The sequence below is a fragment of the Shimia sp. NS0008-38b genome (assembly GCF_040370365.1).
Taxonomy (GTDB): Bacteria; Pseudomonadota; Alphaproteobacteria; order Rhodobacterales; family Rhodobacteraceae; genus Shimia.
The window spans coordinates 179,743-203,731 of sequence record NZ_BAABWQ010000001.1; the positions used below are offsets into that span (position 1 = coordinate 179,743).

At 55.3% G+C, this 23,989-nt stretch carries 24 protein-coding genes; 11 read left to right on the forward strand and 13 right to left on the reverse strand.

Annotated features, from left to right (window positions below):
- Positions 1–31 precede the first annotated feature (31 nt).
- From ABWV47_RS00875 to ABWV47_RS00885, 3 genes are read right to left on the reverse strand one after another with little or no spacing between them, the layout of a single operon-like run.
- Positions 32–1,444, reverse strand: a complete 1,413-nt coding sequence (locus ABWV47_RS00875; protein WP_353307947.1) for a protein adenylyltransferase SelO — start codon at positions 1,442–1,444, stop codon at positions 32–34.
- Positions 1,445–1,486: 42 nt separating this feature from the next.
- Positions 1,487–1,936: a GNAT family N-acetyltransferase gene (locus tag ABWV47_RS00880; protein WP_353307948.1), complete on the reverse strand. Its 450-nt coding sequence runs from the start codon at positions 1,934–1,936 to the stop codon at positions 1,487–1,489.
- Complete coding sequence (locus ABWV47_RS00885; RefSeq protein ID WP_353307949.1) at positions 1,933–2,874, reverse strand: nucleoside hydrolase; 942 nt, start codon at positions 2,872–2,874, stop codon at positions 1,933–1,935. The genes ABWV47_RS00880 and ABWV47_RS00885 overlap by 4 nt, the downstream gene beginning before the upstream one ends.
- Positions 2,875–3,147: 273 nt before the next feature.
- On the opposite strand from ABWV47_RS00885, the gene selD reads away from it, so the two are divergent.
- Positions 3,148–5,337 (forward strand): selenide, water dikinase SelD, encoded by a 2,190-nt coding sequence (gene selD / locus ABWV47_RS00890; protein WP_353307950.1) that lies wholly within the window; start codon positions 3,148–3,150, stop codon positions 5,335–5,337.
- On the opposite strand, the gene mnmH is transcribed toward selD, so the two are convergent.
- A complete protein-coding gene (gene mnmH / locus ABWV47_RS00895; RefSeq protein WP_353307951.1) occupies positions 5,324–6,394 on the reverse strand; it encodes a tRNA 2-selenouridine(34) synthase MnmH in 1,071 nt (356 codons plus the stop codon). The genes selD and mnmH overlap by 14 nt on opposite strands.
- Before the next feature lie 110 nt (positions 6,395–6,504).
- Between mnmH and paaI the strand changes: the two genes are divergently transcribed.
- The 3 genes from paaI to ABWV47_RS00910 all read left to right on the forward strand — a co-directional run bounded on the left by paaI (position 6,505) and on the right by ABWV47_RS00910 (position 8,847).
- Complete coding sequence (gene paaI / locus ABWV47_RS00900; protein ID WP_353309531.1) at positions 6,505–6,930, forward strand: hydroxyphenylacetyl-CoA thioesterase PaaI; 426 nt, start codon at positions 6,505–6,507, stop codon at positions 6,928–6,930.
- 21 nt (positions 6,931–6,951) lie between these two features.
- Positions 6,952–8,259: a phenylacetate--CoA ligase PaaK gene (gene paaK / locus ABWV47_RS00905; protein ID WP_353307952.1), complete on the forward strand. Its 1,308-nt coding sequence runs from the start codon at positions 6,952–6,954 to the stop codon at positions 8,257–8,259.
- Positions 8,260–8,460: 201 nt separating this feature from the next.
- The gene (locus tag ABWV47_RS00910; RefSeq protein WP_353307953.1) at positions 8,461–8,847 is read left to right on the forward strand and encodes a hypothetical protein; all 387 of its coding nucleotides are present in this window, start codon (positions 8,461–8,463) and stop codon (positions 8,845–8,847) included.
- A 47-nt stretch (positions 8,848–8,894) separates the two neighbouring features.
- Here the strand turns inward: ABWV47_RS00910 and ABWV47_RS00915 are convergent, their stop codons facing one another.
- The 7 genes from ABWV47_RS00915 to pcaF form a co-directional block, all read right to left on the reverse strand.
- Positions 8,895–9,965, reverse strand: a complete 1,071-nt coding sequence (locus ABWV47_RS00915; RefSeq protein WP_353307954.1) for a 2Fe-2S iron-sulfur cluster-binding protein — start codon at positions 9,963–9,965, stop codon at positions 8,895–8,897.
- An 11-nt stretch (positions 9,966–9,976) separates the two neighbouring features.
- Positions 9,977–10,477, reverse strand: a complete 501-nt coding sequence (gene paaD, locus ABWV47_RS00920; protein ID WP_353307955.1) for a 1,2-phenylacetyl-CoA epoxidase subunit PaaD — start codon at positions 10,475–10,477, stop codon at positions 9,977–9,979.
- Positions 10,471–11,238, reverse strand: coding sequence for a 1,2-phenylacetyl-CoA epoxidase subunit PaaC (gene paaC / locus ABWV47_RS00925; protein WP_353307956.1), 768 nt, complete (start codon positions 11,236–11,238; stop codon positions 10,471–10,473). Before paaC ends, paaD begins: the two co-directional genes overlap by 7 nt.
- The gene (paaB, locus tag ABWV47_RS00930; RefSeq protein WP_353307957.1) at positions 11,238–11,522 is read right to left on the reverse strand and encodes a 1,2-phenylacetyl-CoA epoxidase subunit PaaB; all 285 of its coding nucleotides are present in this window, start codon (positions 11,520–11,522) and stop codon (positions 11,238–11,240) included. The genes paaC and paaB overlap by 1 nt, the downstream gene beginning before the upstream one ends.
- A 245-nt stretch (positions 11,523–11,767) precedes the next feature.
- Positions 11,768–12,247: a DUF3291 domain-containing protein gene (locus ABWV47_RS00935; protein WP_353307958.1), complete on the reverse strand. Its 480-nt coding sequence runs from the start codon at positions 12,245–12,247 to the stop codon at positions 11,768–11,770.
- On the reverse strand, positions 12,244–13,218 hold the full coding sequence (paaA, locus tag ABWV47_RS00940; protein ID WP_353307959.1) for a 1,2-phenylacetyl-CoA epoxidase subunit PaaA: 975 nt from the start codon (positions 13,216–13,218) through the stop codon (positions 12,244–12,246). Before paaA ends, ABWV47_RS00935 begins: the two co-directional genes overlap by 4 nt.
- Before the next feature lie 27 nt (positions 13,219–13,245).
- The gene (gene pcaF / locus ABWV47_RS00945) at positions 13,246–14,451 is read right to left on the reverse strand and encodes a 3-oxoadipyl-CoA thiolase (RefSeq protein WP_353307961.1); all 1,206 of its coding nucleotides are present in this window, start codon (positions 14,449–14,451) and stop codon (positions 13,246–13,248) included.
- Between the two features lie 513 nt (positions 14,452–14,964).
- Here pcaF and ABWV47_RS00950 point away from each other — a divergent pair.
- The 7 genes from ABWV47_RS00950 to ABWV47_RS00980 all read left to right on the forward strand — a co-directional run bounded on the left by ABWV47_RS00950 (position 14,965) and on the right by ABWV47_RS00980 (position 22,538).
- Positions 14,965–15,504 (forward strand): ferredoxin-type protein NapF, encoded by a 540-nt coding sequence (locus ABWV47_RS00950; protein ID WP_353307962.1) that lies wholly within the window; start codon positions 14,965–14,967, stop codon positions 15,502–15,504.
- Positions 15,497–15,760, forward strand: a complete 264-nt coding sequence (locus tag ABWV47_RS00955; RefSeq protein ID WP_353307963.1) for a chaperone NapD — start codon at positions 15,497–15,499, stop codon at positions 15,758–15,760. The genes ABWV47_RS00950 and ABWV47_RS00955 overlap by 8 nt, the downstream gene beginning before the upstream one ends.
- Before the next feature lie 13 nt (positions 15,761–15,773).
- Entirely contained in the window at positions 15,774–18,263 is a 2,490-nt protein-coding gene (gene napA / locus ABWV47_RS00960; RefSeq protein WP_353307965.1) for a nitrate reductase catalytic subunit NapA, read from the forward strand.
- A 129-nt stretch (positions 18,264–18,392) separates the two neighbouring features.
- Positions 18,393–18,827 carry a nitrate reductase cytochrome c-type subunit gene (locus tag ABWV47_RS00965; RefSeq protein WP_353307966.1) on the forward strand — a complete coding sequence of 145 codons (435 nt, stop codon included), beginning with the start codon at positions 18,393–18,395 and terminating at the stop codon, positions 18,825–18,827.
- Positions 18,828–18,850: 23 nt separating this feature from the next.
- Complete coding sequence (locus ABWV47_RS00970) at positions 18,851–19,564, forward strand: NapC/NirT family cytochrome c (protein ID WP_353307967.1); 714 nt, start codon at positions 18,851–18,853, stop codon at positions 19,562–19,564.
- 498 nt (positions 19,565–20,062) lie between these two features.
- On the forward strand, positions 20,063–20,854 hold the full coding sequence (locus ABWV47_RS00975) for a YihY/virulence factor BrkB family protein (RefSeq protein ID WP_353309534.1): 792 nt from the start codon (positions 20,063–20,065) through the stop codon (positions 20,852–20,854).
- Positions 20,855–20,936: 82 nt separating this feature from the next.
- Positions 20,937–22,538, forward strand: a complete 1,602-nt coding sequence (locus ABWV47_RS00980) for an AMP-binding protein (RefSeq protein WP_353307968.1) — start codon at positions 20,937–20,939, stop codon at positions 22,536–22,538.
- A gap of 6 nt (positions 22,539–22,544) precedes the next feature.
- On the opposite strand, the gene ABWV47_RS00985 is transcribed toward ABWV47_RS00980, so the two are convergent.
- Both ABWV47_RS00985 and ABWV47_RS00990 read right to left on the reverse strand, forming a co-directional pair.
- Positions 22,545–22,778, reverse strand: coding sequence for an N-(5'-phosphoribosyl)anthranilate isomerase (locus ABWV47_RS00985; RefSeq protein WP_353307969.1), 234 nt, complete (start codon positions 22,776–22,778; stop codon positions 22,545–22,547).
- 121 nt (positions 22,779–22,899) lie between these two features.
- Positions 22,900–23,979: a methyltetrahydrofolate cobalamin methyltransferase gene (locus ABWV47_RS00990; protein WP_353307970.1), complete on the reverse strand. Its 1,080-nt coding sequence runs from the start codon at positions 23,977–23,979 to the stop codon at positions 22,900–22,902.
- Between the last annotated feature and the right edge of the window lie 10 nt (positions 23,980–23,989).

A 23,989-nucleotide genomic window follows, 5' to 3' on the forward strand; every position in this document is an offset into this window, starting at 1 on the left:
TTGCGCCATGATACGCGACGCCGCAGAATTGTTAAGTGCCGCAAAAGGTTTGTGTGACGGTTTCTTCTGGTTGCGGGGGCAAAGTGTATCTTTGAAACTCTGATGAGCGCTCAAACGGTTTCGAGAGTGCTGTATTGAGCGCGAAAAATGGACCGTAGTCCCCATCAACGGCCTCTTTAATCATCGCCTCGACATTGTGGTTGCGAGGAATGCGGATCGGATTGGCTTTGCTCATAATTTCTTTTGGGTCTTCTGGCTGTGCTTCCAAATGCGTTTGCCAGTCCTCTAGCCAGGCAGGCCATTCTGTTGAGTTCGCCAACTCAGTGATCTGCCATGTGTCTTCGGTTAGAGACCTGAAAGTATTGGTGAAATCTGATCTTTTGTCCGTCACTATCGACAAGAGTCTCGAAATCAATTGCTCGTCAGTTTGCGCGGGTGTAGCGATCCCCAACTTGGCAGAAAACCGATTGCGCCATGCGGTACGGATCAGGTCAGGCATGTTATGGACTACGTCTGTAAATTGCGCGACAGCGCTGTCGGAATTGTCTTCCAACGGCAGCAAAGCAGTGGCGAGCTGGGCCATGTTCCAAACGGAGATATCTGGTTGATTTCCATAGGCATATCTCCCGTTTCGGTCGATCGATGAAAACACCTTACCAGGGTGGAATTCATCCATGAACGCGCAGGGGCCGTAGTCGATGGTCTCTCCTGAGATCGTACAATTGTCGGTGTTCATAACCCCGTGGATGAAACCAAACGACATCCAATGCGCCACCAATTCTGCCTGACGTTTACTCACCGATTGCAGGAATTCAGCAGGATCTGAAACGTGCGGGTAATGACGCGCGCAGGCAAATTCGAATAACGCCCTTAGACCGTCGAGGTCTTGGCGTGCGGCAAGCACCTGAAAGGTGCCAACGCGTATATGGCTACTTGCTACACGCGTTAGAACTGCGCCAGGCAGGGGCCGCTCACGAAAAACTTCCTCGCCAGTCGCAACAGCGGCCAAAGCACGTGTGGTCGGAACCCCTAAAGCGTGCATTGCTTCAGACATCACGTATTCACGTAGTACGGGCCCCATCCATGCGCGCCCATCGCCACGCCGGGAGAAAGGTGTTGGCCCGGATCCTTTGAGCTGAATGTCGTAACCGTTTGATTCTCCTAACAATACGGCTCGTCCGTCTCCAAGCTGAGGATTCCAGTTTCCAAATTGGTGCCCCGCATAGAGTTGTGCGATCGGATCAGCGCCGTCCGGAAGTACAGAGCCGGAAAACACTTGTGCAAGTTCGGTTTCATCCTGTGTCTCTTTGAAACCTAGTTCCGCACCCAAAGCGGCATTGTAGGCAATCAGTTTTGGTGACCTAACTGGCGTGGGTTTTTGTCTGGAAAACAAGCGCTCAGGGAGCGCGGCATAGGTGTTCTCAAACGGGATTTGCAAAGTCATGATGGCAACCTTAGCGCAGTGTGGCGGAGATTTGGTTGCAACCTATGCCTTTCTTGTCATCAACGCAAAGCGTTCGCGTATCAAAAATCCCATGCGTGTATACAGCTTTTGTGTAGCCAAGTCGTCTTTGTCCACTTCAAGGCTGATGCCCATTATGCCATTTTTTTCAAGAGTTTGACAAAGCAAGATGAGCGCTTGGGAGGCCATACCTTTGCCGCGCACATTGGGACGTATGTAGACTTCGTCGAGGGTGGCCTCCATGCCGCCAAATTCTACTGACCACGTGAACGTAACCACGATATAGCCAACTGGCGCGCGACGTGGGCCAATCAAATAAGCCGCTCCATAAGGCGAGCCCTCCAAGAGTGGCATCAGAGCAGCGTGACGGTGGGCCGTATCTGTGGTGATGTGCATTTCGGCGTGAAAGGCCACAACAAGGCCTTCCAGAGCTTTGAAATCCGTGCCTGTCGCAAGGTGCAGAGCACTGCTCATAGACGAGCAAGTCTTTCTTTCAAAAGGGAAAAGAAACCATCTGCATCCACATCCCCAACAAACAGTGCATTGGCGTCTCGGCCTGTGACGCCCCACCAATCTGCAACGGTCATGCCCATGGTCAGTTCTGACTGTGTCTCGATCTCGACGTTGATGTGGCGACCGGAAAACAGTTCAGGCTTGATTAGGTAGGCTGTGACGCAAGGATCATGGAGCGGCGCCCCTTCAGAGCCGTATTTCTCTTTGTCAAAACGTTCAAAGAAATCAGTCATTTGCGCGACGGCAATGCCAACGTCGGTGTTCAGGGCGCGGAAGGCATCATTGCGGGGTTTGGTGACCAAAGCCTTGTGTGTGACATCAAGGGGCATCACCACAATGGGGACACCTGACTTAAAGACAATATCTGCCGCCTGTGGATCAACATATATGTTGAATTCTGCTGCAGGTGTGATGTTGCCTACCTCAAAGTAAGCGCCGCCCATGAGAACAATTTCCTGAACTTTTTCAATGATGTCAGGGGCTTTTGTGAAAGCAGTGCCGATATTTGTGAGGGGACCCAACGGGCACAGTGTGACTGTGCCAGCCTCATGTGCACGAAGTGTTTCGATGATGTAGTCCACACCATGCTGATCCTGAACAGGCATCACGGGATCCGGAAGGGTTGGCCCATCAAGACCAGTCTTGCCGTGCACATGCTCAGCGGTCACCAAGGGTCGACCCATCGGCCGATCACAGCCTTCATAGACCTTAACATCGTGTTTACCTGCTAACTCACAGACAATACGCGCATTTTTAGAAGTTAAATTCAGTGGAACGTTGCCAGCAACAGCCGTGATGCCCAATACGTCAATCTCTTCGGGACTTGCCAGAGCGAGAAGAATTGCGACCGCGTCGTCTTGTCCAGGGTCTGTGTCGATGATGATTTTGCGCGCGCTCATGGCCATACCTCGTTGTCTTGAGCGGGCACCCTGTCAAGGTGGAGCTGGCTTGTCTAGCCGCTTCCTTTCAATCAGGGCAATAAGTTTACCAGATGGTCTAAATTGGGGATTTTGGCACGTCGGTATTGCGTCGTTATCGCGGCTGTATCGCGGAGGTGCCAATTTTGTCGGCAAAAGGCTGCGGGTAAATCTTGCGTTCACTTTGTTTCAGGTGGGTGTTGTGGGACCGTACGATAGGGTAACCAGACAGAAAGCAAAGAAAGAGCAGACTACATGCCGATGACTGGTGACCCCATTTTGACACGTGATCTGGTTTTGGTGGGAGGTGGTCATACCCACGCGCTTTTGCTGCGGATGTGGGCCATGAAGCCGGTGGCAGGTGTGCAGATCACTTTGATCAATCCGGGGCCGACCGCACCGTATTCTGGCATGTTGCCGGGCCACATCGCCGGGCACTACTCGCGCGAAGATTTGGACATTGACCTTGTAAAGCTGGCTCATTTCGCCGGGGCGCGTTTGATTGAAGGCACGGCCGAGGCGATTGATCCGTTGGCCAAAACGATCTCCGTGGCGGGGCGTGGGGAGATTGCCTATGACGTGGCCTCTTTGGATGTGGGTCTTCACGCGGTCACGCCGCACATAGCGGGGCTTGCGGCGCACGGAATGGGCGCCAAACCATTGGATCGCTATGCCGACGGGTGGGCACGGTTTTTGGGGCAAGTACGGGCGGGTGACAGCGGCGCAAACGTTGCGGTGATCGGCGGTGGTGTGGCGGGTTGTGAGCTTGCCATGGCGATGGCTTATCAACTGTCAAAGCTTGGCCACCGGGACTGTGTGACCTTGATTGAAGCTGGTGCGCAATTGGCGGCGGAAGTCCCGGCTGTTGACCGGGTGCTTGCGGCGGCGATGGCGGAGTTGGGGGTACAGGTCCTTCTAAACGCGCAGGTGTCTGAGGTGACATCTGGATCGGTTGAACTGTGCGGGCAGTCTGTGGTGCCTTCCGATTTCACCGTTGTAGCTGCGGGCGGCTTCGCGCATGGCTGGATTGCGCAATCTGGGCTGCCCTGTGATGACGCGGGCTTTGTGAAGGTGGATGCCCAGCTGCAAGTGCCGGGCTGTGACGGGTTATTTGCGGTTGGAGATTGCGCCCATCTGAGCGCGTCGCCACGGCCAAAAGCCGGGGTGTTTGCGGTGCGGGCCGCGCCAGTGCTCTTGGCGAACCTGCGTGCGGCGTTGACCGGGGGGCAGTTCAAATCCTTTGCGCCGCAGAATGATTATCTGAAGCTGATCTCTTTGGGCGAGCAGGCCGCTGTGGCGGCAAAATGGGGGCGGTGTTTGCGCCAACCTGGCAAAGCTCTTTGGCGGATCAAGGACGGCATAGATCAGCGATTTATGGCCAAGTTTTCGTCACTGCCCACGATGGAGCGTTCCGTGCGCCCCGCGTTGCTTGCGCAAGGCGGGGATCACGGAGGAGACGTGCAGATGTTGTGCGGCGGATGTGGTGCTAAGGTTGCGCCTGGCCGGTTGGAACAGGTTCTAAGTGCGCAGCCAAGGATGCAGCGTGAGGATGTCGTGAGTGGTCCCGGAGATGACGCTGCGGTGTTGCAAATGGGATCTGTGCAACAGGTCATCAGTGTGGATCATCTGCGTGGATTTACCGCTGACCACGGTCAGATGGCCCGCATCGCGGCAGTGCATGCACTTGGGGATGTCTGGGCCATGGGGGCTGCGCCGCAGTCCGCGTTATTGTCGGTGACATTGCCGCGGATGTCTGCAGACCTTCAGGCGCGCGCCATGACGGAGATTTTGCACGGAGCAGGTGATGTGCTGCGCGGTGCGGGGGCCGAAATCGTTGGGGGGCATTCGACCATGGGTGCGGAGTTGACGATTGGGCTTACGGTGACGGGTTTGTTGCCGGGCAAGGCGATCTCTGTTGGCGGCGCGCAGGTCGCAGATGAGTTGGTGCTGACACGCCCAATTGGCAGCGGGACGATTTTGGCGGCAATGATGAAGGGGCATGCGCGTGGTGTGGATGTTTCGGCGCTTCTAAAGAAAATGTCGGAACCACAAGGGGATGCGGCATCAATCTTAAAGTCACCACACGCGATGACAGATGTTACTGGATTTGGCTTGGCAGGACATTTGATGGCGATCTGTCGGGCGTCAAATGTGGCCGCAGAGGTGGACTTGGCCTCGGTGCCGATTTTTCCCGGCGCCGAGGCGTTGGCCGAGGCGGGGCACCGCAGCACAATTTTTGACGACAATCGCGCGCATGCGCCGGTGTTTGGGCCAGAGAGCGCGAAGGCGGCGCTTTTGCATGATCCGCAGACGGCGGGAGGGTTTCTGGCTGCTGTGTCTGCGGGTCACGCCAGTGAATTGGTCACCCAACTGCGCGCGGCCGGGCATGAGGCCGCTGTTATTGGGCGTTTGAAGGCAGGCCCGCCCGCGATCACTCTGCGCTGATCAACTGGGCCGCCGTGGTCGCAAGGGTGCTGTCACTGAGATCAGGCAGATCAATAGATTTGGCCACTGGTGCGTGCGCGCGTGAGATGCGCATATAGCGGGGATCATAGTGGGTTTCGATCAAGGCGCGGATCAGCGGCGAGTAAGCGCGTTCGGAGGCCATTTCTTGCCAATATCTGACATTTTCGCGGCCGTGATACCGGATCAGTTGCTCTAGGATTGAGACAAGCTTTTCGGGCTCTGCCAGCATGTCAGGATAAGCGTCCAACAGATGAGTGATGCGGGCTTGCATGGGGCAGGTCAGGCGCAGATTGGGCGCGGCGATCATAGCTTGCCACAATGTTGGTGGGATGATCAGGCGACCAATCTTAGAGCTTTCGGCCTCCACATACACCCGGCGCTCGGGCACAAGATGCGCCATTTCACCTGCGAGGCTGCTCTCAAAGGCTTTTTGGCTTGGTTGAGCATCGCTCAGTGGGCCAAACAAGCTGCCACGATGGTTGGCCATCGCCTCAAGGTCTAACGTTTGTGCGCCTTGCGCGGCGAGGTGGTGCAAAAGGCGGGTTTTTGCGGTGCCGGTTCCGCCATCGATCACCACCACAGGGCAGGGCATCACACCCTCGTAGAGGGTCTTAGATACCAACCTGCGGTAGGCCTGATAGCCGCCCGTTATGGTATCTGCGCGCCAGCCGATTTGTTGCAGAATAATCGCGACCGATCTGGAGCGTTGTCCCCCGCGCCAGCAATATACCAAGGGTTTGTAGGCGCCGTTGTGGGCCGAAAGGGGACCTTCCAGATGTGCGGCCACGTTGCGTGCCACGATGGCGGCACCGATCTTACGGGCTTTGAAGGGGCTGTCTTGCACGTAGATTGTGCCGACACGTGCGCGCTCTTCATTGGACATGGCAGGCAGGTTGACGGCGCCTGGGAGGTGGTCCGTGGCAAATTCGGCCGGCGAACGGACGTCGATGATGTCATCAAATGGCAGCGTTGCAAGGTCAGAAAGCTGGGTCAGAGTAAGCGGCATCGAGCGGTCCAAGTGAGGTTTGTTCTGCATAGCTTGGATGGGCACGGGATGCCAGTTTGTCGAGGGCTTATCATTGACCAAAGGTTTGGTTGATGTAGGCTGCGTTCAGCGCAGGCCAAGGGGAGGGTGGCGTGAAAAAAATGACGCCAAAGCAACGGGCGACGAAATGTGCGGAGGTTCTGTGGGCTGCGGATCGGGCCAGCCAGCTTCTGGGGATAGAAATCAGGGATGTGGACGCAGGCTGCGCGGAGCTGCGCATGGAGGTGCGTCCAGAGCATTGCAATGGGCATGGCATATGCCACGGCGGGTTTACCTTTACGTTGGCTGACTGTGCCTTTGCCTTTGCGTGCAATAGCCGCAACCAAGCCACCGTCGCGCAGCACAACACCATTTCGTATATCGCGCCGGGACGTGAAGGGGATGTTCTCAGAGCGGTTGCGAGTGAAGTCACTCTGAGCGGTCGTAGCGGTGTTTATGATGTGACTGTCTACAATCAAACGGACGAGATTGTGGCGGTGTTTCGTGGCGCGTCGCGTGCCATCAAGGGGCAGGTATTTCCGGAATAAGACGCACTTGGGGAGGGTGTTATGAAAGATTTATCGCCACGCAAAGAAGAGTTGGACCCAATTGAAGTTGCGTCAATTGACGAAATTCAGGGGCTGCAACTGAAGCGGTTGAAGTGGTCATTGTCGCATGCATATGAAAATGTGCCGATGTATCGCGAGCGCTTTGATCAGGCAGGTGTACACCCAGAGGATCTGACATCGCTGAGCGATTTGGCACGGTTCCCGTTCACCTATAAAGACGACCTGCGGCGGCATTATCCGTTTGGTATGCTGGCGGTGCCACGAAAACAGATTGCGCGTATACATGCCAGCTCTGGCACAACCGGCAAGCCTACCGTTGTGGGCTATACCCAAAAAGACATCGACACTTGGGCGGACCTTATGGCGCGCAGTCTACGCGCCTCGGGACTTCGAGCAGGAGACTTGGTGCACAACGCTTATGGCTATGGGCTTTTTACGGGTGGTTTGGGTGCGCATTATGGCATTGAACGGCTTGGCGCGACCGTTGTGCCGATGAGCGGTGGCCAGACCGAGAAGCAGGTTGGTTTGATCACCGATTTTTGTCCTGACGGGATCATGGTCACACCAAGTTACATGCTCAATATCTTGGAAGCGTTTCATAAGGCTGGGCTGGATCCACGAGACTGTTCTTTGTCGGTTGGGGTGTTTGGCGCAGAGCCTTGGACAGATGCGATGCGTCAGGAAGTTGAGGCCGCGTTTGATATGCACGCCGTTGATATCTATGGTCTTTCGGAAATAATGGGACCGGGAGTGGCCAATGAATGTGTGGAAACCAAAGACGGGCCGGTGATTTGGGAAGATCACTTCTATCCTGAGATCATTGATCCCAAGACAGGTTTGGTTTGCGAGGATGGCGAGATGGGGGAGTTGGTTTTCACCACGCTGACCAAAGAGGGCCTCCCGATGATCCGATATCGTACAAGAGATTTGACGCGGCTTCTGCCGGGCACCGCGCGCAGCATGCGTCGGATGGAAAAAATCACCGGGCGCAGCGATGATATGATCATCGTGCGCGGGGTGAACGTCTTTCCCAGCCAAGTGGAAGAGCAAGTGCTCGCCACCGAGGGACTGGCGCCGTATTATCAGATCGCGCTTCACAAATCTGGTCATTTGGATGGGATGCGGGTGCTGGTGGAGGCGACACCCGTGGCGGCGGACGTGCTCAGTAGAGCTGCAGCCGCCCGCGTTTTGCGCAAGCACATCAAAGATATTGTTGGTGTGACGGTGGAGGTGCACGTTGGCGATCCGGGTTCCGTAGAGCGAAGTCAGGGGAAGGCAAAGCGGGTGATTGATCACCGAAAAGAGTGACGTTTACCCCTGAATTTTGGGGTGGCGCTGTCTATCTATTTCTTGTGCTTTATGATAAATATCAGTTCCCTAAGGCGCTTGTTTAAAGTGGTTTTTGAAAGATTGGTCAGGCTGCTGTTTTTGTCAGTCGCCGATGCGATGTTCAGGTTGCAAAAACTATGCTAAAATCGCCGCATTTGGTGTTTTAGTTGGATTGATTAGATGAAGAGTATTTTTGCAAGCGCTGCTGTCGCCATTGGATGTTTGAGCGCATCAACAGGCGTTTCGGGTCCGTCATACGGTATTGGATTGACCTATGTTTTTGGCGGGGATTTTGCGCTTGGGTTTCGGGTGTTCCATGATGATGAGCCGGGAAGCGCGGTTTTGGCGATTGGTGCAGATTACAAATTCAGTTCTCAGGCCTTCCGTCCAACAGTTGGCGTCGGCTACTTGGACGAAGACTACTATCTTGATTTCAGTCTTGGCTACGACACCCGGCTTCAGGCGTTAGACTATGGCATGGGGTTGGGGGCGTCGTTTGAAACTGAGGAAGAGGCTGGGACCACCACAGGTGGCGGCGGACCAATTCCCACCGATTTAATGCGCTAATACGGACAGAAACGTTGTGATTTGAGCGTGACGGTTGCCACGCTCATTTACTGATCATAGTCGACAACGACACGATTGGTCAGCGGATACGATTGGCAAGACAGAATATAGCCTTTGTCGACTTCATAGTCCTCCAACGCATGGTTGGCGGCCATCTCAACCTCACCTGAGATCAAACGACATTTGCAGGTCGAGCAGACGCCCGCTTTGCAGGCAAACGGCGCATCGATGTTATTGGCGCGCGCGGCGTCCAGAAGGGACGTATCGCGCTTCACCGCCACTTGCCGGGTTGTGCCATCCAGTGTGATTTCGGCAGTCACCAATGTCTGCGTTTCCGATTTGGAGATGGTTTGGTGCTTGAGGCGTCCCGGTTGGTCTGCGCCAAAGAGTTCAAATTTTATCTGCGCCTCATCGAGGCCATGGGTCTTTAGGGCAGTTACAATGCTCAGCATCATAGGTTTTGGGCCGCAGATATAGGCAACATCCACGGACGAAATATCAATCCAACCGGCTTGAAAAAGCTTCGCGCACTTTTGTTCTGTGACGCGGCCCGTGAAAAGGTCAATTTCTTGAGCGTCGCTTTCCAGAATGTGGATCACATTGAAGCGGCCGATGTAGATATTTTTGAGGTCCTCAAGTTCCTCTCGAAACATGATCGTTGCGATGCCTTTGTTGGCATATATCAGCGTGAAAGATGACTGTGGCTCTTGGGCGAGAGTGGTTTTGATCAGCGACAGGACCGGGGTTATGCCCGAACCGCCAGCAAAGCCGAGGTAGGTTTTAGCGGCGTCTGGGTGAAGGGCTGTGAAAAACCCACCCATCGGGGGCATGGCTTGCAGGGTGTCACCGACTTTGAGGTCGGTATTGGCCCATGTGGAAAAGGCGCCGCCATCTACGCGCTTGATGCCGACCTGCAAGAACCCGTCGTCCGTGCCCGCGCAAATCGAATAAGACCGGCGCAGCTCTTCGCCATCAAAGTCGCGCTTGAAGGTCAGATATTGTCCCTGAATAAAATCGAAATATTGTTGGGCGCCATCTTCAGGTGTCAACGTCAGCACCACGGCGTCCCGGATGGTCTTGTGAATATCGGTGACGGTCAATTTGTGGAAGTGTGCCATGCGGGATTCCCTCAGATGCACTTGAAGTAGTCAAAAGGTTCGAGGCACATGCAGCATCGCCACAGAGCCTTGCAGGGTGTTGACCCAAATTGGCTTATTTTTTCAATATCTTGACTGCTGCAGTTGGGGCACTTTTGAGGTCCGCCTGCCGGTTCTGGAGGTGCTATGCCGTAGCGTTCAAGTTTTTCACGGCCCTGCTGCGAGAGCCAATCGGTGGTCCAGGCAGGACTCAGTTGGCGGCGAAGTTGTAGGTTCGTAATGCCATGGCTGCGCAGCGTGGTTTCGATGTCCAGATTGATGATGGTGGTGGCCGGGCAGCCAGAGTAAGTGGGCGTCACCGAGACAATCAATGTGTCGCCCTCGTAAGCCACATCACGGATGATGCCGAGATCGGTGAGCGATATCACAGGGATTTCTGGATCAGGCACAGTGTGCAACCACTGCCAAACCTGATCGATGCTTGGAACGGGCGTACCGTTGTCCGCAGGTGTTGTCTGCGCTTTTGTTACCATGTTGCACCGGGGTAAGCGCGTTGAAGCCACTGCATCTGTGTGAGGAGGTGGCCGAGATGTTCGGAGTGAGTTTTGCCGTTGCGGCCGCCTTTGTGGGCAAAAGTGCTGTCCGGTATGGTCAGCGTGGCCTCAAAAAGTACCTTGCCAATCAGCGCGTCATACTCTTCGCGCAAAGAGGCTGGGTCAGGTGCAACACCAGCTGCAACCATGGCCCCGTCGACCTCATCAGCAGCAAACATCTCCCCCACATAGGGCCACAACCGGTCCAATGCGGCTTGCATACGTGTGTGGCTTTCTTCTGTGCCATCGCCCAGACCCACCACGGTATCGGCAGACCGCTCGACGTGATAGGCGACTTCTTTTCTGGCTTTTTCTGCAATCTCTGCAACGGCTTGGTCGGAAGACTTCATCAAGCGCGGCAGCAAGATGGACTGATAGGCGTCAAACAGAAACTGACGCATCAGGGTCTGACCGAAGTCTCCATTTGGCAGCTCCACCAGCAGCAGATTGCGGAACTCCCAGGCATCGCGCAGGAAAGCGAGATCGTCGGCCGTTTTGCCGTTGCCCATGACCTCCGCGGCATAGCCAAGCCAGAGTTGCGTCTGTCCAATCAGATCAAGCGCGGTGTTGGCGAGCGCAATGTCTTCTTCCAGAACCGGCGCATGACCGCACCACTCAGAGACGCGATGGCCCAGAATGAGGGTGTTGTCACCCATACGCAGAAGGAACTGCGTGAGCATATCCTTGTCGACACTTGCCATCACATGTTCCCCACTTCGTCCGGGATGTCGAAGAAGGTTGGATGGCGGTAGATCTTGCTTTCGGATGGCTCGTAGAGTGGGCCTTTTTCCGACGGAGAAGATGCGGAAATATTGTTTGCCTCCACAACCCAGATCGACACACCTTCGTTGCGGCGGGTGTAGACATCGCGGGCGTTCTTTATCGCCATTTCCGCGTCTGGCGCGTGCAGGCTGCCGACGTGACGGTGGCTCAGACCATGCTGACCACGAATGAAGATTTCCCAGAGGGGCCATTCTTTGCTCATGTGTTCCTCCGTTAGTCGAATACGAAGCGAGTGCGTTCGCACAGTGCGTCAGGTGCGCACAGGTAATGGGTTGAGAGGGGTCCTAAGGTTTCCGTGTCCACTCCCCAGACAGTGGTGGGATCGAATAGAAAACCGGAGCCGCTCAATCCTTCGATGAGATGCGGTGACCCAACAAAAAAAGTTGCGACAAGTGATACCGCAAATGTGCCTAAAACCAGCTGGCGGGTGCGTGCATTGGCCATAACCTACTCTGCCGCCACGTTGTTACATCGCGCGCTGCGCCAGCGCGTGGCTTGTGGAACATAAGACCAACCAAAGGCGTGGTCGCTGTCGCCATGTTGATTCAGGTGTTCGAGACGAGCGAGCGCGTCGTCAATTGTGGGCTCTTCCCCCGGTTCAATCCACCACATGCAGAAATGCATACTTTCCATCAGATCAAACCAGTCTTCGCGACGCTGATAGAATTGGCGGTGGATTGTGCCCCAAACAAAAGTCTCCAAGCTTTCGACAGAGTCCCATGTCGACACATTGATGATCACACGGGGATTGTCCGTCGCCTGTGTGTCAGTCGCGTTGCCACTGTTGTCCGTGTAGCGCCATTGGAATCCTTCGGAGCGTTCTGCAATCCCGTTGATCTTGTCCAAAGCGTTGAAAAACGGCGCAACGCGGGGGTCATCGGCATCATGCTTCAGGCGGGCGATGTTCACTTCGGCAAGATGTTTCATTCGGCTGCGGCCTTTGTTTTTTTCTTTTCTGCATGCGCCATGAGTCCATCGCGGACCCATTGGCCGTCGTCCCATGCTTTGTTGCGGGCCTCAAGCCGTTCCGTGTTGCAGGGGCCGTTGCCTTTGAGCACATCAAAGAACTCGGACCAGTCGGGATCAGAGTAGTCGTAGCCGCCTTTTGCTTCGTTCCATGTCAGGTCCTTGTCCGGAATGGTTAGGCCGAGGTATTTGGCCTGTGGCACGGTCTGGTCTACGAATTTTTGGCGCAGCTCGTCGTTGGTGTTCATCTTGATCTTCCACGCCATATTTTGCGTGGAGTGCACGGAGTCTTTGTCAGACGGGCCAAACATCATCAGCGAAGGATACCACAGGCGGTTCAGTGCATCTTGCGCCATTTGTTTTTGCGCCTCAGTGTCTTGCGCCATTTTCATCATGATGTCGTAGCCCTGTCTCTGGTGAAAGCTCTCCTCTTTGCAAATGCGGATCATCGCGCGGGAGTAGGGGCCGTATGATGTGCGTTGCAGCGGCACTTGGTTCATGATCGCAGCACCATCCACCAGCCAGCCCACCGCCCCGATGTCTGCCCAGTTCAGCGTGGGATAGTTGAAGATGGAGGAATATTTCATCTTGCCAGACAAAAGCTGTTCGGTCAGATCGTCCCGGCTCACCCCCAATGTTTCAGCAGCCGCATACAGATAGAGGCCGTGGCCGGCTTCGTCTTGTACTTTTGCAAGCAGGATCATCTTGCGCTCCAGTGTCGGCGCGCGGGTGATCCAGTTGCCTTCAGGGAGCTGGCCGACGATCTCGGAATGCGCGTGTTGACCGATCTGGCGGATCAGGGTTTTACGATAGCCCTCAGGCATCCAATCGCGTGGCTCAATTTTAATGTCGGCATCGATTTTGGCCTGAAAGGCGGCCAGCTGTTCTGGGTTGTCCTGTGACGCCTCGGACGTGATCATCTGGGCATACATATGGGGTTCTCCTCCGACAAATGCGCGCTAGACCCGTTCTAAAATAAGGGCCGTGCCTTGGCCCACACCAACACACATGGTGCAGAGCGCGTAGCGCCCGCCTGTGCGTTTTAGCTGATATGCTGCAGACAGCACGATGCGCGCACCGGTCATCCCGAGCGGGTGACCAAGGGCGATGGCGCCGCCCTGTGCATTTACATGTGGTGCGTCGTCCGCAACGCCAAGTTCGCGCAATGATGCCAGCCCTTGTGCGGCAAAGGCCTCGTTCAGTTCGATAAGATCCATCTGCTCGATGGTGAGGCCCGTCCGAGCCAGCAGTTTGCGGGTGGCAGGCACAGGGCCGATGCCCATCACACGCGGCTCTACACCGGCCGCAGCCATGCCAACGACGCGCACCATTGGTGTCAGACCATTGGCAGCTGCTGCGGACTCGGTTGCCAAAAGCAGCGCGGCAGCGCCGTCGTTGACGCCAGAGGCATTGCCCGCAGTCACGGACATGTCGGGACCGTTCACGCCGCGCAACTTGGCAAGTTTGTCGGCCCCAGTGCCGGGACGGGGGTGCTCGTCGGTGTCAAAGGTCAGAGGGTCTCCCTTGCGTTGAGGCACGCACATGGGGGTAATCTCGGCTGCAAAGTGCCCGGCTTCGTGGGCGCTCGCCCAGCGCGCTTGAGAACGGGCAGCAAAGGCATCCTGATCAGCCCGGCTGATGTTGTAGTCCTCTGCCACGTTGTCCGCGGTTTGTGGCATGCTGTCGGTGCCATACTTTGACTGCATCTTTGGATTCACAAACCGCCAGCCAATTGTGGTGTCATAGATATCGTTGGTGCGGGAAAAGGCGGTGGTGGCCTTGGGCATCACAAAAGGCGCGCGCGACATGCTTTCGACGCCGCCTGCTATCACCATATCATAGTCTCCAGCGCGCAGTCCGCGTGCGGCCATGCCGACGGCGTCCATGCCGGAGGCACACAGGCGGTTGATCGTTGTACCAGGTACGTCGGAGGGCAAGCCCGCCAACAAGGCTGCCATGCGCGCAACGTTCCGGTTGTCTTCGCCTGCTTGGTTGGCTGAGCCGTAAATGACATCATCTAACGCAGCCCAATCGACCTGAGGATTGCGTGCCATGAGTGCGGCTATTGGAGCCGCCGCAAGATCATCAGTGCGCACAGATGACAGTGCGCCTCCGTAGCGACCAATTGGCGTGCGGGTTGCATCACAGATGAAGGCGTCAGTCATAGGGGCTCCTGAGCATACGGCGCGCTGGTAATGATCGGCACCACTGCGAAATGCACATCGTGGCACGCGATTCGAGAAGATTTATTTGTTACAACAATAAACGATCTAGTAAAAAATGGTAACCCTTTTGATTTGCGTTGCCGGTATTTTTTGAAACGTTCGCACCTCAGGGCTCCCGTTGAAAACCCAAGCAATCTCACAGTTGACGCCAAAGCGCCCGGACGCGGTGTGTGGCAGAAAATGTGTGCGAGAGACATATAAAGCAGGACAAAGGTGGGTTGTGATTTGGGGGGGGTGTGCAGGTGCGGTGAGGAATTTTTACGCAGATTACAAACAGTCCGCAGTTTCGAGTTGAGGTGTTAGAAGCTCTATTTTCAGTCTTTCACTCAAAAAACTAAGCGCTTTGACGAACAGGCTTTTCGGGTCATGATCTGAATCAAATACAATACCCAGCTTGTCGTTCAAGGTTGCCCATAATTTCATCGGGACCGTTTTTGTAGAGATCGGATCTACATGTCGACCGCCACATCCTTTTCGCTCGGTAGGCGATCAATCCTAAAGGGCCGTTTCGACGGAAGCTTCGCGTTGCGTCCGCCCGGAGCACTGGGCGCTGGATTGTTCGAAGAGGCCTGCAGCCATTGCGGCGACTGCGCATTGGAATGTCCTCAAGCCATAATTGTTGCTGATGAAGAGGGTTTTCCCAAGGTTGATGTCAGCGCGCGTGGGTGCACCTTCTGTGGCACATGCGCAGAGGTGTGCGAGGATGGCGCCATTTTGTCTGCGGAGGGCTGGGACGTTCGGGCTTCAGTCGATGACACCTGCCTGTCCGTGCAAGGCGTGTCTTGCCGGACATGCGAAGACCACTGTGATGCCGGTGCCATCCGGTTTCGATTGATGACTGCCGGCCGGGCACAGCCAGAGGTCAGCCTAGATGACTGTACCGGATGTGGGGCTTGTGTCGCGCCCTGTCCAAGCGATGCCATTTCCTTGCTGCGCCCAGCGCCGCAACCTTCCACAAGCCAGCCAACAGCGAGCGAGAACCAGAATGTATAATATCTGCGGATGCCTAGTTCATGCGATGCCTGACAAAGTGTCAGACGTCGTAACCGCAGTCGAAAGATCTGAGGGCTGTGAAGTACACGCCCATGAGGAAGGGCGCATTGTGGTCACTGTGGAGGACACGGAGACCAAGCGCGCTTCAGAGATCATCATGGACATGCATCAAATTCCTGGCGTGATCACGGTTGCGCTGACCTATCACCATTTTGAATCCATTGGCGCGGACGCGTCATCATCGCAAACGCTCTGAAGGGGGTCCCGCTATGACATTGCCAACATCCCGACGTACACTCTTGAAAGCTTCCGCCGCGGCCGCGACTGCTTCTGCTGCAGGCATCACACTCTCTAGCCCAGCGCAAGCCCAAGTTGGCGCCCCTGATATTCGATGGGACAAAGCCGCGTGCCGGTTTTGCGGCACCGGGTGTTCGGTTTTGGTGGGCGTCAAAGACGGTAAAGTGGTTGCCACACAGGGTGATCCAGATGCCGAAGTGAACCGCGGCCTGAATTGCATCAAAGGCTACTTCCTCTCCAAAATCATGTATGGTCAGGACCGCCTGACCCAGCCGATGTTACGCAAGACCAACGGTGTTTACGACAAAGAAGGTGAATTCACCCCAGTGAGTTGGGAAGAAGCCTTCGACATCATGGAAGAGAAGTTCAAAGCGGCCCTAAAAGAAAAGGGGCCCACAGGCATTGGGATGTTTGGGTCCGGTCAGTGGACGGTTTGGGAGGGCTACGCGGCCGCCAAACTTTGGAAGGCTGGCTTTAGATCCAACAATATCGATCCGAACGCGCGCCATTGTATGGCTTCTGCTGTGGTTGGGTTTATGCGCGCCTTTGGCATTGACGAGCCGATGGGGTGTTATGACGATCTTGAGGCCGCCGATACCTTTGTGCTTTGGGGATCGAACATGGCGGAGATGCACCCGATCCTGTGGTCGCGCATCACCGACACACGCTTGACCAAGCCCGGTGCGCAGGTGCATGTGCTGTCTACGTTTGAACACCGCTCGTTTGAGCTGGCGGACAATGGCATGATCTTCACGCCACAAACCGATCTGGCAATCCTGAACTTCATTGCGAATTACATCATCGAAAACGATGCGGTGAATTGGGATTTTGTGAACAAACACACAAATTTCAAGAAAGCCACAACCGACATTGGCTATGGATTGCGTGACGAAAACCCGCTTCAGCAAGCGGCGGCCAATCCGAACAGTGGCGCGATGGAAGACATCGATTTTGAGGCCTACAAAAAATACGTCAGCGAATACACCGTAGAAAAGGCCAGCGAGCTTTCAGGCGTGCCGGAAAGCGCCTTGTTGCGGCTGGCCGCGCAATATGCCGATCCAGATCGCAAAGTGATGAGCCTTTGGACAATGGGCTTTAACCAACACACGCGCGGCTCTTGGGTCAACGGGCTGTGTTACAACGTGCATCTGCTGACCGGTAAAATTTCAGAGCCAGGCAATTCGCCTTTCTCTCTGACGGGGCAGCCTTCGGCCTGCGGGACGGCCCGTGAAGTCGGCACGTTCTCGCACCGTTTGCCAGCTGACATGGTGGTGACCAATCCGGAACACCGTGCGCTTTCAGAGAAGAAATGGAAAATCCCATCTGGTTTGCTCAACGGCGAGGTCGGCTCACACGCGGTGCAACAAAACCGCGATCTTAAAGACGGTAAGATCAACGCCTATTGGGTACAGGTGAACAACAACATGCAAGCCGCCCCCAATATGAACGAGGAAGGCTATCCGGGGTACCGCAACCCCGACAACTTTATTGTGGTGTCTGATCCTTATCCAACCGTCACAACCATGGCGGCAGATTTGATCTTGCCGACAGCGATGTGGGTGGAAAAAGAAGGGGCATACGGCAATGCGGAGCGCCGCACCCAGTTTTGGCGCCAGCAAGTGGATGCGCCCGGCGATGCAAAGTCAGATCTGTGGCAACTGATGGAGTTTTCAAAGCGCTTTATGACCGATGAGGTGTGGCCGGCCGACATTCTGGATGCCAATCCTGAGTTCAAAGGCAGAACGCTTTTTGAAGTGCTTTATGGCAACGGGCAAGTGGACAAGTATCCGCTTTCTGAAACCGCTGACGGGTTTGCCAACGACGAATCCGAGGCCTTTGGGTTCTATGTTCAGAAAGGCCTGTTTGAAGAGTATGCCACCTTTGGGCGTGGCCATGGACATGATCTCGCAGACTTTGATGTCTATCATGTTGAACATGGATTGCGCTGGCCTGTTGTAGACGGGAAAGAGACCAAATACCGGTTCCGCGAAGGCTACGACCCCTATGTCAAAGAGGGCGAGGGGGTGAAGTTCTATGGCAACAAGGACGGCCGGGCCAACATCATCTTTGCACCTTATGAACCGCCTGCAGAGTTACCGGATGATGAGTTTAATCTCTGGTTGGTCACAGGTCGCGTGCTGGAGCATTGGCACTCTGGTTCTATGACGCGCCGGGTCCCAGAGCTGCATCGGGCATACCCATATGCGCAGGTCTATATGCATCCGGAGGACGCCAAAGAACGTGGACTACGGCGTGGGCAGGAAATCAACATCGCAACCCGTCGTGGCGAGATGACCAGCAGGGTTGAAACACGTGGGCGCAATAAGATGCCGCGTGGGGTTGTGTTTGTGCCTTGGTTTGATGAGGGCCAGCTGATCAACAAGCTGACGTTGGATGCCACCTGTCCGCTGTCTAAGGAGACGGATTTCAAAAAGTGCGCCTGTAAGATCGCGCGCGTCTGAGACGGTTTTTGAGTTTTGAAAGACTGAGCCATGTTTGCCAAGTCACCACAGTTGAACGCCATCTGTCGCAGCCCCGCTCGGGCCGCGATCGACCTGTCGGCCCGCTGTGTCAGTTACGGAGATAACAAGATGAAACAGCGTCACCTTATCAATGCCTTTGTGGCGGTTGTGATCGCATGTGCCGGGGGGATTGCGGCCGCTGATCAAGCGGGAACCGTGCGCGCGTTGCGCAATGAGCCGATTGATAGCCTGAATCGGATCGGAGAGGTTCCACATCAGGAAACGCGGCGGTTTGTACGCAACTACCGCCAACAGCCACCTATTATTCCGCATTCCATCGACCAGTATCAAATCGACCTGAGCGCCAACCAATGCCTTGCGTGTCATGATTGGTCGGTGGCGGGCGATCGCGGTGCGCCCACGTTGTCTATGACCCACTATTTGGATCGCGATGGAACGCAGTTGGATGCGATCGCTGGCACCCGATGGTTCTGCAATCAATGCCATGTGCCTCAGGTTGACGCACCGGCATTGGTCAACAACACCTTTGAGCCGTCCAAGTGATCGCCTGGCAGAGGAGCTAGAACATGTCTGATCAAGACAACAATACTGGTGAAAAAGCCGGGTTCTTGCGCCGCGTATGGCGTACCGTCAAGACACCAACGGCCAGCTGGTCCTTGGGAGTATTGGTGGTGGGTGGATTTGCTTCGGGTATCTTATTTTGGGGCGGCTTCCACTGGGCGTTGGAGCTGACCAACACGGAAAAGTTCTGTGTGTCCTGCCATGAGATGGAGCGCAACTTTGTCGAATACCAAGATACGATCCACTACAACAACCGCTCCGGTGTGCGCGCGACGTGTCCGGATTGCCACGTGCCCAAAGAGTGGCAGTATAAGATCAAAGCCAAGATCATGGCGTCCAAAGATGTCTATCACACGCTGGCGGGCACGATTGATACACCTGAAAAGTATGATGCACATCGCCTTGAGATGGCGTCTATGTCCTGGGTGAAAATGAAAAAGAGCGACAGCCGGGAATGCCGAAACTGTCACAAGTTCACCTACATGGATTTCACGGTGCAGGAGAACCGGGCTGCCGCCCAGCACCAAACCGCATTGGATGAAGGCAAGACATGTATCGATTGTCACCAAGGCGTCGCGCACAAGCTCCCGGAGGGGTATCTTGAGAAATACAAAGAAGTGACCGCAGATCTGGTCGACACCGTGGAAATTCCTCAGGCGCGTGGCACAAGCGTTGCCGCCTCAGGTGAAGAAATCAGAGGATATCTGGCATCCCACTAAAAGCTTAGGGCAAAGAACCAGACTACGTGTTCTCTTTTTGGGTGTTGTTTTCGCGGGGCCAAAAAAGAAAGCGCCGACGCTCGGGGGGGAGCGGCGGCGCTAGCCTTGATTTCCGTGAGTGGTCTGGCAGGGGCGCAGACAGTGCATGAACGCCAAGGCGTAACGTTTTAGCACAACAGCCAACTCCAAGAGGGAGGAGGGAGGGAGAGTTTGAAGTCAACTGTATCTTTACACCACCAATTGTTGGTTGATGGCGCGGGTCTTTCCAGAAAACCGACGATGTGTCCCCATCGGCGTCCTTCTGTACAACTGTGATATAGGCAGTTCCTAAACAAAACGTTTTCGATTGTAGGAAAATTCCCTTGGAATTTACGCCAATTTGAGCGCTGTAGCGGCCTAGGGTTGCACGGCTTGACCTGAGAGCACGCTTAGGGCCAAATCTAACAAGATGACTTGCGGGGCGCGACAGTGACATTGGCAAAAGACGTACTGTTGACAGTGCAACGGTTCCTGGAAAAAGACGGCTTCATGCGCAGCTCTCATTTGGCGCTGTCCTTTATGTTTGCGATTTTCCCGTTCTGTCTGTTCGCTCTGTCATTGGCAGGGGTTCTGAGTCCCGAGGCCAAGGTGGACGACGTGATCGATTTTGCGATAGGTGCCTGGCCGGATGCAATTTCAGCCACAATCGAAAATGAGTTGCGGGCTGTGTTGCAGGCGGGGAGCTCGACCGTCACACTTGGCGCGATTTTGGCGGTTGTGTTTGCGTCAAATGGTGTGGATGCAATTCGGCTTGTCATCACCGAAGCGTACCGGGAAACGGATCCTCGGCCGTTTTGGAAGACACGTGGCTTGTCGATCTTATTTGTAATCGCGGGGTCGAGCCTGTTTATTGTGGCCGGTGTGGTCAGTTTGGTGGTGCCATTGGCGCTGCATTTCTTTGATGGTCTCGTGCCTTGGCTGGATCAATCCATTCTCAGCAATGATCAATTCCGCCAGTTGGTGACCATGTCAATCACGCTGTTTTTCCTGTTTGCATGCCACAAATGGTTGCCCGGCGTGCCGCATAAGTCCGGCGATCTGTGGCCTGGCATATTACTTTGCGTATCGCTTTGGTGGCTGGCGTCCAAAGGATTTGCTTTTTATATCTCCAGCTTCTCTACCTATTCGGTGACCTATGCGGGTTTGGCCGGGATCATGTCGGCTTTGGTCTATCTTTACCTGATGTCCGCGATCTTTGTGCTGGGTGCAGAATTTAACGGTCAGCTGTTGGATGCGCGTCGCAGAACCTAAGGCACGGTATCGCGCTGTGCAATCACGTTGCACGTGAAGTTGTTGCGCGTATGGTCGGTGCTCAGGGAGAGGGAGACACGACATGAGCACGACCATTGGAGATCTGTTTAACGCGCGTGCGCAGAGCTTTGCGGACAATCTGTTTTTGCAGGTCCCTGCCGATGCGGACCGTGCGTATCATCCCGGCGGATATCTCTGTACGTTCTCTGAGGCGCAGAGGCGCGTTGACAAGATGGTGCAATCGCTTGCGGCCGCCGGATTTGGGCACGGTCACCGTATCGCCGCGCTGCTTGAGAACCGCCCGGAAATGCTGTTGCTTAAGCTGGCTCTTGCGGCGCGTGGGATCAGTTGGGTGCCAGTCAATCCGGACTACCGCGCCGCCGAAGTTGCATATCTTTTGCAGGACAGCGGCGTGGTGCTTGTGCTTGTGGTGCCTTCATTGGCAGTGTTGATGGAAGCGGGGATCTCTGAGAGCGGTGTTGACGTGCCGATGGTGGTCATGGACGGAGATGTTCCTGAGCTGCCACCCGCGCCAACCGCACCTCCGTTGAAGGGGGCGATTTCAGCGGAAACAGAGGCCAGCCTCATCTATACTTCTGGCACAACAGGGCGGCCCAAAGGGTGCATGTTGAGCCATGGGTACGAAGTTGAGATGGGTCAGTGGTATGCTTCTCAAGGTGGATTGATTGCGTTCGAAGCGGCGCATACCAAAGTCTATTGTCCACTGCCGTTGTTCCATGTGAACGCGGCCATATTGTTGTTTATGGCCGTGATTGACACAGGAAGCACTCAGATCATTCCAGAAAGGTTTCGCGCCAGCGCATGGTGGCGGGAGTTGTCAGAAACGGGCGCGACCGCTGCGCACTACCTTGGCATCATCATTCCGGCTCTGATGAATCGCGTACCGGATGAATGGGAGCAGAAGCACAGCGTCGAATGGGCCGTAGGGGCAGGGGTTGAGCCAACGCTACATGGTCCCTTTGAGGACAGGTTTGGATTTCCGTTGATCGAAGTGTGGGGTATGACTGAAATGTGCCGCATATTGGGAGATTGCCACGCCCCTCGCCAGATCGACACACGGGCGATGGGGCGACCAAAGCCTGGGCTTGATGTGCGTGTGGTGGACGACAATGATGTTGAAGTGCCACGCAACACCCCAGGCGAGATGGTGCTGCGCCACAGTGCTGAGACTCCACGCAAAGGTGCGTTTAGCGGCTATCTCAATCTTCCTGAGGTCACTGAGGAGGCCTGGCGTGGTGGTTGGTTTCATACCGGCGATACGGTGGTCATGGACAACAGTGACATGATCTATTTCGTGGATCGCAAAAAGAACATCATTCGCCGCTCCGGGGAGAATATTGCTGCCGCTGAAATTGAGGCCTGCTTACAAGATCATCCGGCAGTCGCACGTGTGGCTGTTGTGGCGGTGCCTGATGCGATGCGTGATGAGGAAGTTATGGCCTGTGTGCAAACGCTTGAAACGCCCCATGCGGGGCTTGCAGATGAGCTGTTTGAGTGGTGTTTCGCCCGTCTGAGCTATTTCAAAGCGCCGGGATGGTTGCGGTTTATGGAGGGGATTCCCGTGACCGGAACGCAAAAGGTTCAGAAACACAGCCTTTTTGGCGACGAAACAGATCCCACCTCCGTGGCGGCGGATTTTCGTCCCCGCAAAAAACGTGGCTAGTCGCGGTCAGCAGATGACACGAAACGGGTTTGTGTCGCACAGAATGATGAAATCGCGGTCAGTTTCGATCAGGTGCCAGCCACGTTTGCGCACCGCAAGTTCCAACGCCGCACGTCCACATTCGCGATCGACATCAGCAACCCGCCGTTTAACGGCGCATGTTTCGCCCGTTGTGAGCGTTTTGAAGACCTGATCAAGCCAATTTTGACCCGTGGTCGTATGAGCAAGGTTGGGTTGCATCCACTCACTTGAGCGCATCTTGGTGAATCTAGGGTTAAATTTAGCAACTGGATTTGAGGAAAGCACCAATAGAAAAAGGCCCGGTGCAAAGCCGGGCCTTTCTAAAGCTGCACTCTATGCCTTAGCCGCGACGACGACGGCCGCCTCCGCGACGCCCACGACCGCCGGATTCTCCGTCTGCCGCAGGAGATTTGTTGAACTTGATCCAAGCACCGCCTGCTTCATCGTTGTTGGTCAGGAAGTTGGCGGCGCGGATGGCTTCCATTTCCTTGCCGGCGCGGGCTTTGGTCGAACCAATACCAAACAACTGACAGAAGGCCTCGTCGTCCATACCCTCTGGCAATACAATGCCAGCGGCTTCTACTTCGGCCTTTTTCTCCGCGAGTTTTTTCGGGCCGACAGGAATGGCAATTGGGTTCATGATTGCAGAGGTCATGCCCGCCCCCATGGCCATCGGCAGGAAGGCATTGTTGATGCCATGCCGGTTTGGCAAACCAAAGGAGATGTTGGAGGCACCACAGGTCGTATTCACACCCAATTCTTCGCGCAAGCGGCGCACAAGCGTGAACACCTGAAGGCCTGCGGTCCCCATAGCGCCGATTGGCATGACCAGCGGGTCCACCACAATGTCATGGGCAGGAATGCCGAAATCCGCGGCACGTTCTACGATCTTTTTGGCAACGGCAAAGCGCACATCCGGATCTTCAGATATCCCTGTGTCATCGTTGGAGATTGCCACCACCGGCACGTTGTATTTCTTCACCAACGGCAGAACCAACTCGAGGCGTTCTTCTTCGCCAGTGACCGAATTCAACAATGGGCGGCCGTTGGCGGCCTCAAGACCCGCCTCAAGCGCGCCAGGCACGGAACTGTCGATGCAGAGCGGGCAGTCGGTGACTTCCTGCACTTTTTCCACCAGCTGACGCATCAGGTCTGGTTCAACAAAGTTGTTGTCGGCGTAGCGCGGATCTTCTGCCATTTTGTTTGAAAATACAGCGCCAGAGTTGATGTCGAGCACGGTTGCACCGGCGGCGACTTGAGCAATCGCGTCGGCCTGAACGCGGGAGAAATCTCCCGCCTCCAGTTCGGCATTGAGAATTTTACGACCCGTCGGGTTGATGCGTTCACCAATCACAGTGAAGGGTTCATCAAAACCCATAATCGCGGTTTTTGTATTTGATTCAATAACGGTACGGGTCATTTTTAATCCT

Excerpts from the sequence above, each read along its gene's own strand:
- ABWV47_RS00875 (WP_353307947.1), bottom strand. The coding sequence starts at position 1,444 with ATGACTTTGCAAATCCCGTTTGAGAACACCTATGCCGCGCTCCCTGAG.
- ABWV47_RS00880 (WP_353307948.1), bottom strand. The coding sequence starts at position 1,936 with ATGAGCAGTGCTCTGCACCTTGCGACAGGCACGGATTTCAAAGCTCTG.
- ABWV47_RS00885 (WP_353307949.1), bottom strand. The coding sequence starts at position 2,874 with ATGAGCGCGCGCAAAATCATCATCGACACAGACCCTGGACAAGACGAC.
- selD (WP_353307950.1), top strand. The coding sequence starts at position 3,148 with ATGCCGATGACTGGTGACCCCATTTTGACACGTGATCTGGTTTTGGTG.
- mnmH (WP_353307951.1), bottom strand. The coding sequence starts at position 6,394 with ATGCAGAACAAACCTCACTTGGACCGCTCGATGCCGCTTACTCTGACC.
- paaI (WP_353309531.1), top strand. The coding sequence starts at position 6,505 with ATGACGCCAAAGCAACGGGCGACGAAATGTGCGGAGGTTCTGTGGGCT.
- paaK (WP_353307952.1), top strand. The coding sequence starts at position 6,952 with ATGAAAGATTTATCGCCACGCAAAGAAGAGTTGGACCCAATTGAAGTT.
- ABWV47_RS00910 (WP_353307953.1), top strand. The coding sequence starts at position 8,461 with ATGAAGAGTATTTTTGCAAGCGCTGCTGTCGCCATTGGATGTTTGAGC.
- ABWV47_RS00915 (WP_353307954.1), bottom strand. The coding sequence starts at position 9,965 with ATGGCACACTTCCACAAATTGACCGTCACCGATATTCACAAGACCATC.
- paaD (WP_353307955.1), bottom strand. The coding sequence starts at position 10,477 with ATGGTAACAAAAGCGCAGACAACACCTGCGGACAACGGTACGCCCGTT.
- paaC (WP_353307956.1), bottom strand. The coding sequence starts at position 11,238 with ATGGCAAGTGTCGACAAGGATATGCTCACGCAGTTCCTTCTGCGTATG.
- paaB (WP_353307957.1), bottom strand. The coding sequence starts at position 11,522 with ATGAGCAAAGAATGGCCCCTCTGGGAAATCTTCATTCGTGGTCAGCAT.
- ABWV47_RS00935 (WP_353307958.1), bottom strand. The coding sequence starts at position 12,247 with ATGAAACATCTTGCCGAAGTGAACATCGCCCGCCTGAAGCATGATGCC.
- paaA (WP_353307959.1), bottom strand. The coding sequence starts at position 13,218 with ATGTATGCCCAGATGATCACGTCCGAGGCGTCACAGGACAACCCAGAA.
- pcaF (WP_353307961.1), bottom strand. The coding sequence starts at position 14,451 with ATGACTGACGCCTTCATCTGTGATGCAACCCGCACGCCAATTGGTCGC.
- ABWV47_RS00950 (WP_353307962.1), top strand. The coding sequence starts at position 14,965 with ATGTCGACCGCCACATCCTTTTCGCTCGGTAGGCGATCAATCCTAAAG.
- ABWV47_RS00955 (WP_353307963.1), top strand. The coding sequence starts at position 15,497 with ATGTATAATATCTGCGGATGCCTAGTTCATGCGATGCCTGACAAAGTG.
- napA (WP_353307965.1), top strand. The coding sequence starts at position 15,774 with ATGACATTGCCAACATCCCGACGTACACTCTTGAAAGCTTCCGCCGCG.
- ABWV47_RS00965 (WP_353307966.1), top strand. The coding sequence starts at position 18,393 with ATGAAACAGCGTCACCTTATCAATGCCTTTGTGGCGGTTGTGATCGCA.
- ABWV47_RS00970 (WP_353307967.1), top strand. The coding sequence starts at position 18,851 with ATGTCTGATCAAGACAACAATACTGGTGAAAAAGCCGGGTTCTTGCGC.
- ABWV47_RS00980 (WP_353307968.1), top strand. The coding sequence starts at position 20,937 with ATGAGCACGACCATTGGAGATCTGTTTAACGCGCGTGCGCAGAGCTTT.
- ABWV47_RS00985 (WP_353307969.1), bottom strand. The coding sequence starts at position 22,778 with ATGCAACCCAACCTTGCTCATACGACCACGGGTCAAAATTGGCTTGAT.
- ABWV47_RS00990 (WP_353307970.1), bottom strand. The coding sequence starts at position 23,979 with ATGACCCGTACCGTTATTGAATCAAATACAAAAACCGCGATTATGGGT.